Genomic DNA, 12869 nt, shown 5'->3' with positions numbered 1-12869 from the left:
AAATGAGATGACAGCTAAAGAAGAAGTGGTCGTCAAGGACGGCGTCGATCAGGAAACGGTTGACGCGGTTGCGGCTGTCAGCACCTACAAATACGGCTGGGACACCGAGATCGAGATGGAATACGCCCCAAAAGGCGTGAACCCCGATATCGTGCGTTTGATTTCCGAAAAGAACGAAGAGCCGGAGTGGATGACCGAATGGCGTCTGCAAGCGTTTTCGCGTTGGGAAAAGCTGGTCGAGCCGGACTGGGCGATGGTGGAGTATCCTGACATCAACTTTCAGGATCTGTATTACTACGCGCGTCCCAAGAGCATGGTTGAAAAGCCCAAGTCATTGGATGAGGTCGATCCGAAGCTTTTGGATACCTATAAAAAGCTAGGCATTCCGCTGAAGGAACAGATGATCCTTGCGGGTGTTGAAGGTGCTGAGGATATCCCCGCCGAGGGCCGCAAAGTCGCGGTTGATGCCGTATTCGATTCCGTCTCGGTCGGGACAACGTTCCAAGCCGAGTTGAAGAAGGCCGGCGTGATCTTTTGTTCGATCTCCGAGGCGATCCGCGAATACCCTGATCTGGTGAAAAAATATCTGGGAACGGTGGTTCCGGTATCTGACAATTTCTACGCAACGTTGAACAGTGCTGTGTTTTCGGATGGTTCGTTTGTTTATGTGCCGCCCGGTGTGCGCTGCCCGATGGAACTGTCGACCTATTTCCGCATCAATGCCGAAAACACCGGCCAGTTTGAGCGTACGTTGATCATTGCCGACAAGGGCAGCTATGTCAGTTACCTTGAAGGTTGTACCGCGCCGAAGCGGGATGTGGCGCAGCTGCACGCAGCGGTGGTCGAGATCATCATCGAAGAAGATGCCGAAGTGAAATATTCGACGGTTCAGAACTGGTATCCAGGGGATGAAAACGGCGTTGGCGGCATCTATAACTTTGTCACCAAGCGGGCTGATTGTCGTGGTGATCGTGCCAAGATTATGTGGACGCAGGTGGAAACCGGTTCGGCTGTGACGTGGAAGTACCCAAGCTGCATCTTGCGCGGCAATGAAAGCCAGGGCGAATTCTATTCGATCGCGATTGCCAACAACCATCAGCAAGCCGACACCGGTACCAAAATGGTTCATCTCGGTCGCAACACAAAATCGCGGATCGTCTCCAAAGGTATCTCGGCGGGTGTGGCGCAAAACACCTATCGCGGCTTGGTATCGATGCACCCCAAGGCCAAGGAATCGCGCAATTATACGCAGTGCGACAGCTTGTTGATTGGCGACAAATGTGGGGCGCACACTGTGCCTTATATCGAGGTCAAGAATAACTCGTCTCGGGTAGAGCACGAAGCCACGACCTCCAAGGTGGATGACGAGCAGCTGTTTTACTGCCGTCAGCGCGGCATGAACGAAGAAGACGCAGTGGCGCTGGTGGTCAACGGGTTCTGTAAGGAAGTGCTACAAGCCTTGCCAATGGAATTCGCGATGGAAGCACAGCAGCTGGTTGCAATTTCTCTCGAAGGGTCCGTTGGCTGATATTTGAAAACTGCGTTGAGCTTTGCGATCCGAATGGCACATGTCTGTTCACAGGGATCGCATAGCCGGCGCGATTGGAACGTGTGTTGAATGAAATCCGGTATGGGAAGCTCTTTGCTGATTACGGCCATTATGACCGGCGTTTTTTGCGCAGGGTTTTCCGTCGTTGTCAGTCAAGTCGCTGTTCAACTGTCGATGACTGCGGTGATTGCAGTGTCCTTCGTGTCCGGCTTTTTGGGCAGTACAGTGGCGCAACTGGTCCAGAAATGGCGCGGCGATGAATAAGGTAGGGGAGCGATATGTCTGACTACAACAAAGGCGGAATTTGGGATTTCCTGCCTTACGGTCTACCGGTTCTCGGGGGCGCGATTGGCATGTTTTATGTCCGATACGGCACCGACCACGGCAATCCGGTGTTTTGGGTCGCTGGTGGCGTGATCGCGGGGCTTTTGCTCGCGCGGGGATTGACCCATCTGGCAGACCGTTTCGGTTGGCGCGAGTAAGGAACGACATGCTCGGCTCATTCGACATATTGGCACCGCAGGCCGGGAGTCAGCAGGCATGACCGCTGTGCAGCGCCCTGAGCTGACTTTTCCATCGGCCGAGGCCGCGCTTTTGGCGCGGGCGTATCAAGGGGCGGATGTCATTCTTGAATACGGCTCTGGCGGATCCACCGTGATGGCGTCCGAATTGTCTAACACGCGTGTCATTGCGATCGAATCCGACCCGGATTGGGCAAAGATGATGCAAGGCTGGCTGGCGGAAAACCCACCCGCAGCGGGCACATCTGTCGATGTGATCTGGGCTGACATTGGCCCGACCAAAGACTGGGGCCACCCTGTTGATGACCAAAACTGGCGCGGCTATGCCGATTATGCGCTTCGGATCTGGCGGCAAGACGGGTTTGCGGCACCGGACGTGGTTCTGGTGGATGGCCGGTTTCGGCAGGCCTGCGCGCTGGCCACTGCGTTTTTGACCAAGAAGCCGGTCGATCTGTTCTTTGACGATTACAAAGACCGAAAGTTTTACCACAAGGTCGAGGACTACCTTGGCCAACCCGAAATCACTGGGCGCATGGCGCATTTTCATGTGACCCCAACCCCCATTCCACCGGAAAAACTGTTCCAGGTGGTCAAGTTTTTGCAGCACCCCTAGCGCTGCCGAGGAAGGAATAAACATGCTGGAAATCAAAAACCTGCAAGTGAAACTGGAAGAAGAGGACAAGCAAATCCTCAAAGGTGTCGATCTGACTGTTGAGGCTGGCAAAGTACACGCGATCATGGGGCCCAATGGCTCTGGCAAGTCGACTTTGTCTTACGTGCTTTCGGGTAAGGGTGGCTACGAAGTAACCGGCGGCGAAGCCACGCTGGCAGGCGAAGATCTGCTTGATATGGAAGCGGAAGAGCGCGCAGCAGCGGGCCTGTTCTTGGCATTCCAATACCCCGTCGAAATCCCTGGTGTTGGCAACATGACGTTCTTGCGGACAGCCGTGAATTCGCAGCGCAAAGCGCGCGGCGAAGAGGAAATGTCCGCCGCCGATTTCCTTAAGCTGGTGCGGGCCAAAGCCAAAGATCTGAAGATCGATGCCGACATGCTAAAGCGTCCGGTCAATGTCGGTTTCTCCGGCGGAGAAAAGAAACGTAACGAGATCCTTCAAATGGCAATGCTTGAGCCAAAGATGTGCATCTTGGACGAAACAGATTCCGGTCTGGACGTTGATGCGATGAAGCTGGTTGCGGACGGTGTGAACGCCCTGCGTGATGAAGGCCGCGGCTTCCTTGTGATCACCCACTACCAGCGTTTGTTGGACCACATCAAACCGGACGTGGTGCACATCATGGCGGCTGGCCGCATCGTCAAAACCGGCGGGCCCGAGCTGGCGCTGGAAGTCGAGAAGAACGGCTATTCCGACATCTTGGCGGAGATCGCATAATGGCGGCTCCTCAGGTGAAACAGGGACCAACGCAGGCGCGGGTTGACGCGCTTGAGTTGCCCACCGGCGGCTGGTCAACACCGGCGCGGCAAGATGCTTTGGCACGCGTTCAGGCGATGGGCCTTCCACATGCGCGCGACGAGTATTGGAAATACACCAAGCCCGCGTCATTGGTTGATGCTGCGGTGATCCTTGCGGCGGTGTATAGCACCGATGAGACGCCGATGTTTGGTGACATGGACCGCTTGAAAGTTGTCTTTGTTGACGGTGTGTTCGACGCCGATGCATCAGATGATCTGGCGCTGGAAGGTATCAGCATCGACCGGTTGGCCGATGTTAAAGATATCCATTGGGCCAAGGACTTGTACGGCGTTCTTGAAGCGCGTGGTCAGGATCCGGTGGAACGTCCTTTGGCAACGCTGAACACGGCTTTTGCAACAGACGGCGTGTTGATCCATGTGACCGGAACACCGAGCAAGCCGGTCAATCTAATCTATCGTCACGACTCCGAAACCTCGGATGCGATGCTGCATCATGTGATCAAAGTCGACAGTGGCGCAGTTTTGACATTGTTGGAAAACGGTCCGGCAGCGGCACGGTTCAACAAGTGTCTTGAGGCGGATATTGCAGATGGCGGCACTTTGCATCATGTGCGGACCCAAGGGCGTGATCATGAACGCCGCGCGGCGACGCATATCTTTGCTCGCCTGGGTGCTCAAAGCACATTCAAAAGCTTTACCTTGACAGTCAATGGCGTGATGACGCGCAACGAATGCGTGATTGAGCTGACTGGTGATGATGCCTTTGCGCATGTCGCAGGGGCCTGCATGGGCGATGGCGATTTCCATCACGATGACACGATCTTTGTTACCCATGACGCGGTGAATTGCGAAAGCCGTCAGGTGTTCAAAAAGGTGCTGCGCAACGGGGCGACTGGCGTGTTTCAGGGCAAAATTCTGGTCAAGCCGGATGCTCAGAAAACCGATGGCTACCAGATTTCACAGTCTTTGCTTTTGGATGAGGACAGCCAGTTCCTTGCCAAGCCAGAGCTTGAAATCTACGCCGACGATGTGGCCTGTTCGCATGGCTCAACATCGGGGGCCATTGACGATGATGCATTGTTCTATCTGCAATCGCGCGGTATTCCGCATTCGATTGCGCAGGACTTGTTGGTTCTGAGCTTTATCGCAGAAGCGGTGGACGAGATCGAAGCCGAGGCGCTGCGCGAGGAAATCCTGTCGCGGTCCGAGGCGTGGTTGTCGCGTCATCGCAACGACTGATGTAGCGGGAAACCTATGGCACTGAGCAGCGATATAGTGGCCACATACCGTCGGCCGGGCAAAGTGGTTGCCCGGTTGATGGAGATGGGCACGCGAGAAGACCGTGCCTTGGTCTTTGTGATGGGCGCGGCATTTGTCATGTTCATCGCACAATGGCCGGGTCTTGCAAGAGAAGCGCATTTGGCAGGCACGCCTTTGTCGATCTCAATCGGCAAAGCCTTTGTCATTGTGGTCTTTGGGCTGCCATTGGCGCTGTATTTTGTCGGGTTTGTCACCCATTGGATTGCGCGTGCTCTTGGCGGAAAAGGCACGGCATTCGGATCGCGGCTTGCGCTGTTCTGGGCCTTTTTGGCGATGAGCCCGCTGTTGCTTTTCTATGGTTTGGTGGCCGGTTTTGTTGGGCCGGGCACACAGGCCGAACTGGTCAAACTTTTGTGTTGGTTGGTGTTTTTGTGGTTCTGGATCGCGGGACTTCGCACGGTTCATCGTGCAGATCAAACAGGGCAGGGCGTATGAATCAGATAGCAGTGACGTTGGTCCTTCGAAGCCTGACCGAGCCGCGGAAAGTGGCGCGTTGGTTGATTGATCTTCACCTCAGCCGCGAAGCATTGCTGACCAGCTTTGCGCTGGTTGTGGTGCTGAACACGGTGTTGTTTTCGCTGTCCATGTTGCTTTTGGACGGGGCAATGCCGGGGCTTTTGGGGCGTCCTTCGATTTTTGCCCTTATGCAAGTGGCTTCGGTCGGGATTACGATTGTAACCTTTCAATGGGCTGGCCGGCTCATTGGCGGCAAGGGGCGGATGGCCGATATGGCTGTGCTGGTGATTTGGATGCAAGCGCTTCAAGTGCTGGTGCAGGCTTTGCTTTTGGTCTTGATGCCTGTCTCGAGTTTTCTGGGCGGCACGCTAGTCACCTTGACCACGGTCATCGGACTGTGGATTTTGGTGAATTTTATCGACGAGGCGCACGGGTTTGGCAGTTTGCTCAAATCTGCGGCGGCAGTGATTTTCGGAGTGATGGGAATGTCCTTTGTCCTGTCGCTTTTGTTGGCCCTGATCGGGGTCAATGCTACAGGGATAAACGGATATGTATGACGTCACCAAAATTCGCGCGGATTTTCCTATTCTTACCCGCGAGGTGAATGGCAAGCCATTGGTATATCTGGACAATGGGGCCAGCGCGCAAAAACCGCAGGTTGTGATTGATGCGGTTACTCGCGGCTATGCCGAAGAATACGCCAACGTGCATCGCGGGTTGCACTACCTTAGCAATCTGGCGACCGAAAAATACGAAGGCGTCCGCGGGATCATTGCCCGCTTCCTTGGCGTCTCGGACCCGGATGAGATAGTGTATACCACTGGCACTACCATGGGGATCAATTTGGTCGCTTATGGCTGGGCTATGCCGAACCTGCAGGCTGGCGACGAAATTGTTCTGTCGGTGATGGAGCATCACGCGAACATCGTGCCCTGGCATTTTTTGCGCGAACGTCAGGGCGTTGTGATCAAGTGGGTGGATGTTGATGACCAAGGCGTTTTGGACCCGCAAAAGGTGATTGACGCGATTGGCCCGAAAACCAAACTTGTTGCCATCACGCAGATGTCGAATGTTTTGGGCACAGAAGTGGATGTGAAAACGATCTGCTCTGCGGCGCGTGAAAAAGGCGTGCCGGTGTTGGTGGACGGGTCCCAAGGGTCAGTACACATGCCGGTCAATGTTGAGGACATCGGCTGCGATTTTTATGCGATCACCGGCCACAAGCTATATGGCCCCTCGGCATCCGGTGCGATCTACATGAAACGTGCCCGTATGGACGAGATGCGCCCGTTTATGGGCGGCGGCGACATGATCCGAGAAGTGCACAAAGAGACGGTTTGCTACAATGATCCGCCCATGAAATTCGAAGCGGGAACACCGGGCATTGTTCAGCAGATCGGATTAGGCGTGGCGCTGGAGTATATGATGCATGTTGGGATGAGTAATATCGCAGCGCATGAGGCGGATTTGCGTGACTATACGAGCTCACGCCTCGAGGGAATCAACTGGTTGCAGGTGCAAGGCAAAGCGCCGGGCAAGGGCGCGATCTTTTCGTTCACATTGGATGGGGCAGGGCATGCTCATGATATCTCGACCATTTTGGACAAAAAGGGCGTGGCTGTGCGCGCAGGCCATCACTGTGCGGGGCCGTTGATGGACCACCTTGGTGTCAGCGCGACCTGTCGGGCATCCTTTGCGATGTATAACACGCGCGAAGAGGTGGATATACTTGTCGAAGCGCTTGAACTCGCGCATGATTTGTTGGGTTGAATGCTGGCTCGGCGCTGTTTCCGCTGGAAATGCGCCCCGCCCACCATCCCTTTTGGATCGCACAAAAAAACTTGCGTTTGGGCTGTTACCCGCGTTGCACTGGCTGAACAGCCAGCCTATAACCCCGGAAGAATGCACCTGTAGCTCAGCTGGATAGAGCGCTGCCCTCCGAAGGCAGAGGCCAGAGGTTCGAATCCTCTCAGGTGCACCATTTTGCATTTCGATGTTTCTAGAAACCGTAACACCTTGAATGGAAAGGTGGTTTCGGGGGTTCGAATACCCTGATTTTTGCAAAACGCCAGCGGCTTTGCAAATACTAGTCGAAGTACGGTTCTTTGAAGGGGTAGGTCTGCTTTTGTCCAGATGTTATAAGGGCTTGCCAAAAACTGCATGCAGAGTTCGAACACTTCGTCGAAGTTTTTGTGTGGGTACGAGGTTTTCGATGCTTGCTCTCGGAACAAGGTGCTCTCACTCTGTAAACTGCTGATCTTCTGCTCGTATTTGTCTATGACAGAGTCATTGTCTGATCTGACAATACGCACTAGGTACTTCTCAATCTCTCTGTCGGTGCTTTCAGCACGACGCAACATTTGCTTTGAAGCCTTTTCGCCTTCTGCTCTTCGCTTATTCCAAGCATCGCTGAACATCCTATCTGCTAATTTGAGTGTACCCTCTGCTGGTTCCATGGATCTTAGAAGGGCTTCGAACTGCTCATGTACCCGATCTCGCCTAGTGGATTTTCCGTAAAACTGACAACCCTTCTTCCGACAGTGATAGTATGGATACTTCACGCCGGTATGGCTCGTGGACCAACAAGCTGTTAGCGCGATTCCGCACCGATCACACACAAGGAAACCGCGTAAAGGGAAGTCTCGGTCTATGTCCTTTCGGTCTGGTGCATGGCCGGTTTCTTGCAAACGCCTTTGTATTTTTAAGTGTGTTTCATAGCTGATTAGCGCTGAATGATTGCCTTTTGTCAGCGGCACGTCCCATTTTTTGTGCTCTAGGTATCCAGAGTAAACCAGTCTTGTCAGGATGTCGTTCACAGCTTGATTACGCACGGTTTTGCTTGGCATCGCCAGAACGTAGTCGGGACGTGACATCAAAAAGCGTCTTACTTCTGCTTGAGTCTGAAAGCGACCATCTGCAAACCCCTCCAGGGCTTCTTGAACAACTTGGGCCATTGGTTCATCGCGAACTAGTATTCTTCCACCCTGCTTTTGCTTCTCATACCGGTAGCCAACAGGGGCAGAAAAAACCCAATAACCGTTCATCAACCTCGCACGCGTTCGATTATGACATTGTTCACGGTTCTTTCTTCGCTGGTGGTCTGAAACAGATGCAAGAAGGTTTTCTACCAGCACAGAATCCGAGTCTTCGCCAAATTCCATTGAAGGACTCACCAATTTGCCTCCCGCAACGTGTATTCTCGTGCGTAGTTGTAGGTGGTTTGCCAAATCGCGGGCCAGACGTGAAATGATCATCGATCACAACTGCATGCTCGTGTGCATCATTGCTCTGGAGGAACAGCAGCATTGCCTTCATCCCGGGACGTTCCAAAGTGCTACCAGAGATTACGTCCGAAAATACTTCGAGCACGTCATAATTTCGTGAAGCTGCGTATTCTCGGCACCGTGTCTCTTGGCTGGCCAAGCCGTCTCCATCATTTACCTGCTTGAGAGACGAAACTCGACAATAAATTACGGCGTTCTGGACTGGTGGTGTTTTGTTTTCCGGAGTCATTTTTTCTCCCATTCGGATTTAGAGTGGGCAATTCCCGTTTTGGCCAAGTCAGGCTGACCGCAATGCTTTCATGATCAGTGGAAAGTCGGTTTGATGGGGTCGACTGGATGAACGTCGTAATTCAAGTTGATTAGCGCCCAAATCACCGCATGCAATGATCGGAGGAATTCGCGCTTTTGGACTTCGTTGAGTTCGTTTCCCTCAAAAATATCATTGTAGACGCCGACTTCAATTTCAATGGTCTCGACTGCTGGAACCTGTGTGCGGCAGCCCTGACTTTGCCCGCTTTTTGCTTGTACTGTTTCTGAGAACTCCATGTTCGAACCTTCCTTTCATTTAGCGATGATGACCTGAAAAGTGATCTCGTGATCAACCGTAACAGTAGGGTTCTAACTTGGTCAAGTTGCTGAAATTAATAAATAATGCCTCGATATGTGGCGCCCATTTTTGCCCAAATATTCTGCAAAAATCTAACCGTACAAGGGTGATGCAAACGGTGGTTTCGAATCTATCACAAGAGAAATTTTTGCTAGGCAAATATATGTGGCAGGACGCTGAAATGAAATCAGGGCAAATTCTGCGAATCAGTTTCCTGAGGTTCAGTGTTGTAAGAATAGTAAACTTGCACCTGCATGGAGCGACCTCAGGGGAGCGGCAAAAGTTTGAAACACACGCACGCTTAACTTGCTAAGTACTTCTGGGCAATCGGATGTCAGCGCCATTGTGGCCTATACTGGAGTGTTTCTAAATCAGCTCGCCATTGGTGAATAGGCAACGAGTTCGATTAGCATACCTATTTGACGGTTGGGTATGCCTTTTGGTTTGAGGTGTCCTTGATCCATCATTATCCATAGTTGCACAGGATTGGCCTGCTCAACATTAGTTCCTTGGAAGAAAACACTGGCTGTCGACCCACAACTCGTGGTTTAACGATCCCAACTACCATCGAGAGCGATTGAATTGGCTAAACCTACCGCTGGTCTACAACGCAGACTTAAAACAGAAGTATATAAGCGGGCAGCGCAAGTGGCTGAAATCGACTTTGTCGTGTTTCTTGCTGGTCCTTATATTGAGCCTGAGGATAAGTCAAAATCGAGCCAATCGGTGGCGTCTGTATTGAGGTTTGAGTTGTTTCACTCGCTCTCAAAAGAAGGCTACACGGTTAGCCTCGGTGAATACCATGAGTTGATTGACTCTTACAAAGAGGAGCTTGGCCCCCACCACAACGCGGCGGCTGCCGAGCTAGATCACGCCCAAGAAGTTGCATCTCTAGTTATAATGATACCTGACAGCCCGGGTTCTTTCGCTGAGATCGGTGCTTTCAGTATGAAGGAAGACATTTGCAAGAAGATGATAATTCTTTCTGACGTCACTCATGAGAAAAGCGATGGGTACCTAAATACTGGGCCTGTCAAATGTGCGGAATCTCTGGGGTCTGAAGTTGTATATGTAGACTACAAAGAAGTTGCAGACTGCTTCAGTATCGTGAAGAAATTTTCGGATAGAGTTAAATCCAAACTCATTCTTAAGTTGAGGCTGAAAACATGAGCGTCTTGGACCCACTGTTCTCATATCTTACGGTACTTTCTGTAATTCAGCCGGGCCGCGTCCAAGACGTGGAGCGATTTGCACCTGACATTCTTCCGCAGGGTACAGCAGAGGAGCTTATTGAAACGGGTGCGTTTAGAGAAGCCCACTATTTTGCAAGGGTTCACGGGCATATTAGTCCAGTTCGCAGGGGTACATTTTTCCTGACAGCTAAAGGTCGTGAGGTGGTTCGACGTGATGGTCTACATAAAGAACTGGATAATCTCAGATTGTTCTTGATGAAAGGGCAGCGGGGGAAGTACAAATGAAAGGCGGGTTGGCTGCAAAATCAGATTGTTCGCCGTTGCGGCGAGCAGGTAAACAGGTCAACTATATAAGGGCTCGTGGATTGAAAGGAAGCTCCGGATTTCCGGATCTTTCCGGAGATCCGGAGCTTCCTTTCAATCCACATGCTCAAGGCAGTCTTCTGGACTGGAATTTCTGAGATGCCAACCCGCTCCTATTTTTTCCCGCCAGACTTTCAACATATAGAAGCGATTCTTAGGTCTGATGATCCGATGGCAGATGAACTCCAATTTGAGAAATTTCGAGAGAGGGGCGTTGCACCGCTGTTGACCGAGTTTGACATAGCAACTGTTTTGGGTATTGGACCAAAACTGATTGTTTCGATGTTAAAAAAGCCAAACAGGCACTATCGAACGTTTCCCCTAACGAAAAAAGATGGAAGCGAACGTCAGATTTCTGCACCAAGAACGTATCTAAAAGTTGCCCAATGGTGGATTTTGGACAACATCGTAAGTCGGGTTCCAGCATCTGAAAATGTATTTGGTTTCTGTAGAGGCAGATCGATACAGGACAATGCTAGGTATCATCTTGGATCGACACACATTTTGAATGTTGACATCAAGTCATTTTTTGACAGTGTCACTTTCTCACAAGTTCTTCTTGTTTTCAAAGAGCTTGGATATTCACAACCGGCTGCTAAAACCCTTGCTGGCCTATGCACCTTGAACGGCAAACTTCCTCAAGGTGCACCGACAAGTCCCAATATTGCAAACATGGTATTGTCTAAAGTAGATCGAGAACTTGAGGCATTGGCCTCAAGCGTTGGGTCGAAATACTCAAGGTATGCTGACGATATAACCTTTAGCGCTGACGATTACATTTCAGAGCAGTTCCAAGTGCGGGTGGAAGATGTGGTTAAATCCGCTGGGTTTGAGTTGAAGGCGTCTAAAACAAGATATGCGGGCACTGGCAGTCGTAGGGAAGTTACGGGGTTGATTTGTGGGACCTTTGTTCAGCCACCTATCGAATGGCGCAAACTGAACCGTGCTCGACTACATAATTTGGGTAAGAAACCGGTGCTCGAAAAATCTGATATTGCATACTTGCTTGGACTACGGGGGTACTCGATGCAGTTCCCCGATGCGGTGCAAATGCAAGCGCTCTTAGCAGGGGCGGACAAGCTTCTTTTGTCGACCAAGAAGCCGGTGCCTGAGACATAAATTTGGGCTACATATGTTTGCGTTTCATCGAATGAATTTTCATGGAATTGGCGAAAATCTAGGCTCGAACTCTCGGATTTTGAAATTCCTGTAGCGCTTTTTCGCTGTCGTCACGCAAGGTAGTTACCAAGTTGATTGAGCGAGCCACTGATCAAACTCTTCAAAAAGAAGGTTCGAACTTTCTCTTCTCAGGTGCACCACTCCATTTAGATAGACGGAAAGAAACTGTAGCGCCTTGCAAGGCAAAGTCGTTTCTGCGGTCGAGGTCCTCGCTTTCGGTCAAACCGCAACCTGGTCGGGCAAACCAACCTCAGCACAGTTTTCTTCGCAGTCAAGTTCCCCTTTTTCCAGATTTCATAAGGGTTTGAGAGAAAACGCATTGCCAGTTCGAACATCTCGTCGAATTCTCTATGAGGTTTGGACAGCTTTTGGGCTTCCTCTTCAAAAAGAGCCATTTCGGACTGCAGTTCGGATATACGGTTTTCATAGGCTGCAACGGTTACATCATTGCTAGTTCGAACTATCCGGTCGAGCATAGCTTCAATCTCTTGCCCTTTTTGATCTGCGCGCTTTCGGAGACGCCTGGCCTCTGATCCGACTGTCGCTGCCCTTTGTTCCCAAGCATCTTTGAACATACGGGCAGCCAGCGCGTGTGTGTTACGGCTAGGTACTAAAGACTTGAGTTGGTTCTCGAACTGCTTCTCAACTTCCTCGCGCCTTGTAGATTTTCGATGTTCTGGGCAACCTTTGTGATGACAAAAGTAGTATGGATATTTACGTTTTGTACCGCTTGTCGACCAGCAAGAAGTTATACCGTAGCCACAACTTTCACATTCAAGAGTACCTCGCAGGGGCTTTGTTGCACAAATCGGCTGCGGGGATTCATGTCGCGAATCCAGTATGATAGCAGGCGGTCATGAGCAGCTGGAGCCCGACGAAGTACAAGACCACAAACTGGTCGTCTTACAATGACAGCTTGAAGCAGCGCGGATCGTTGTCGATCTGGTTTGATCCGGAGATGGCTT

At 51.5% G+C, this 12869-nt stretch carries 14 protein-coding genes, 1 tRNA gene and 1 pseudogene; 13 read left to right on the top strand and 3 right to left on the bottom strand.

Annotated elements, in window-relative coordinates; translation table 11 throughout:
* Positions 1 to 7 precede the first annotated feature (7 nt).
* The 10 genes from sufB to C8N36_RS10870 all read left to right on the top strand — a co-directional run bounded on the left by sufB (position 8) and on the right by C8N36_RS10870 (position 7259).
* Complete coding sequence (gene sufB / locus C8N36_RS10915) at positions 8 to 1528, top strand: Fe-S cluster assembly protein SufB (protein ID WP_097804702.1); 1521 nt, start codon at positions 8 to 10, stop codon at positions 1526 to 1528.
* 102 nt (positions 1529 to 1630) lie between these two features.
* The gene (locus C8N36_RS10910; RefSeq protein WP_170125852.1) at positions 1631 to 1813 is read left to right on the top strand and encodes a hypothetical protein; all 183 of its coding nucleotides are present in this window, start codon (positions 1631 to 1633) and stop codon (positions 1811 to 1813) included.
* Between the two features lie 14 nt (positions 1814 to 1827).
* A complete protein-coding gene (locus C8N36_RS10905) occupies positions 1828 to 2031 on the top strand; it encodes a hypothetical protein (protein ID WP_097804667.1) in 204 nt (67 codons plus the stop codon).
* A gap of 58 nt (positions 2032 to 2089) precedes the next feature.
* Positions 2090 to 2683, top strand: a complete 594-nt coding sequence (locus tag C8N36_RS10900) for a hypothetical protein (protein ID WP_097804668.1) — start codon at positions 2090 to 2092, stop codon at positions 2681 to 2683.
* 22 nt (positions 2684 to 2705) lie between these two features.
* Positions 2706 to 3461: a Fe-S cluster assembly ATPase SufC gene (gene sufC / locus C8N36_RS10895; RefSeq protein WP_097804669.1), complete on the top strand. Its 756-nt coding sequence runs from the start codon at positions 2706 to 2708 to the stop codon at positions 3459 to 3461.
* On the top strand, positions 3461 to 4741 hold the full coding sequence (locus C8N36_RS10890) for a SufB/SufD family protein (protein WP_097804670.1): 1281 nt from the start codon (positions 3461 to 3463) through the stop codon (positions 4739 to 4741). The genes sufC and C8N36_RS10890 overlap by 1 nt, the downstream gene beginning before the upstream one ends.
* A 36-nt stretch (positions 4742 to 4777) precedes the next feature.
* Positions 4778 to 5257: a Yip1 family protein gene (locus C8N36_RS10885; RefSeq protein ID WP_306456915.1), complete on the top strand. Its 480-nt coding sequence runs from the start codon at positions 4778 to 4780 to the stop codon at positions 5255 to 5257.
* A complete protein-coding gene (locus tag C8N36_RS10880) occupies positions 5254 to 5835 on the top strand; it encodes a YIP1 family protein (protein WP_097804672.1) in 582 nt (193 codons plus the stop codon). The genes C8N36_RS10885 and C8N36_RS10880 overlap by 4 nt, the downstream gene beginning before the upstream one ends.
* Positions 5828 to 7048: a cysteine desulfurase gene (locus tag C8N36_RS10875; RefSeq protein WP_097804673.1), complete on the top strand. Its 1221-nt coding sequence runs from the start codon at positions 5828 to 5830 to the stop codon at positions 7046 to 7048. Before C8N36_RS10880 ends, C8N36_RS10875 begins: the two co-directional genes overlap by 8 nt.
* Before the next feature lie 134 nt (positions 7049 to 7182).
* Positions 7183 to 7259, top strand: a tRNA-Arg gene (locus C8N36_RS10870).
* Positions 7260 to 8353: 1094 nt separating this feature from the next.
* On the opposite strand, the gene C8N36_RS24865 is transcribed toward C8N36_RS10870, so the two are convergent.
* The gene (locus tag C8N36_RS24865; RefSeq protein WP_211318236.1) at positions 8354 to 8791 is read right to left on the bottom strand and encodes a recombinase family protein; all 438 of its coding nucleotides are present in this window, start codon (positions 8789 to 8791) and stop codon (positions 8354 to 8356) included.
* A gap of 74 nt (positions 8792 to 8865) precedes the next feature.
* Complete coding sequence (locus tag C8N36_RS10860; RefSeq protein ID WP_097804674.1) at positions 8866 to 9108, bottom strand: hypothetical protein; 243 nt, start codon at positions 9106 to 9108, stop codon at positions 8866 to 8868.
* Positions 9109 to 9817: 709 nt separating this feature from the next.
* Between C8N36_RS10860 and C8N36_RS10855 the strand changes: the two genes are divergently transcribed.
* Both C8N36_RS10855 and C8N36_RS10845 read left to right on the top strand, forming a co-directional pair.
* Positions 9818 to 10339: a hypothetical protein gene (locus tag C8N36_RS10855; RefSeq protein WP_141468059.1), complete on the top strand. Its 522-nt coding sequence runs from the start codon at positions 9818 to 9820 to the stop codon at positions 10337 to 10339.
* A 557-nt stretch (positions 10340 to 10896) separates the two neighbouring features.
* Positions 10897 to 11844: a retron St85 family RNA-directed DNA polymerase gene (locus C8N36_RS10845; protein WP_170125851.1), complete on the top strand. Its 948-nt coding sequence runs from the start codon at positions 10897 to 10899 to the stop codon at positions 11842 to 11844.
* Positions 11845 to 12050: 206 nt separating this feature from the next.
* On the opposite strand, the gene C8N36_RS24860 is transcribed toward C8N36_RS10845, so the two are convergent.
* Positions 12051 to 12695: a recombinase zinc ribbon domain-containing protein gene (locus C8N36_RS24860; RefSeq protein ID WP_425451776.1), complete on the bottom strand. Its 645-nt coding sequence runs from the start codon at positions 12693 to 12695 to the stop codon at positions 12051 to 12053.
* 65 nt (positions 12696 to 12760) lie between these two features.
* On the opposite strand from C8N36_RS24860, the pseudogene C8N36_RS10835 reads away from it, so the two are divergent.
* A pseudogene (locus tag C8N36_RS10835) lies at positions 12761 to 12869 on the top strand (IS5/IS1182 family transposase); the annotation flags it as partial.

This window comes from Pelagimonas varians (genome assembly GCF_003208435.1).
Taxonomy (GTDB): domain Bacteria; phylum Pseudomonadota; class Alphaproteobacteria; order Rhodobacterales; family Rhodobacteraceae; genus Pelagimonas; species Pelagimonas varians.
This window is presented reverse-complemented; position numbering and strand designations above follow the sequence as displayed.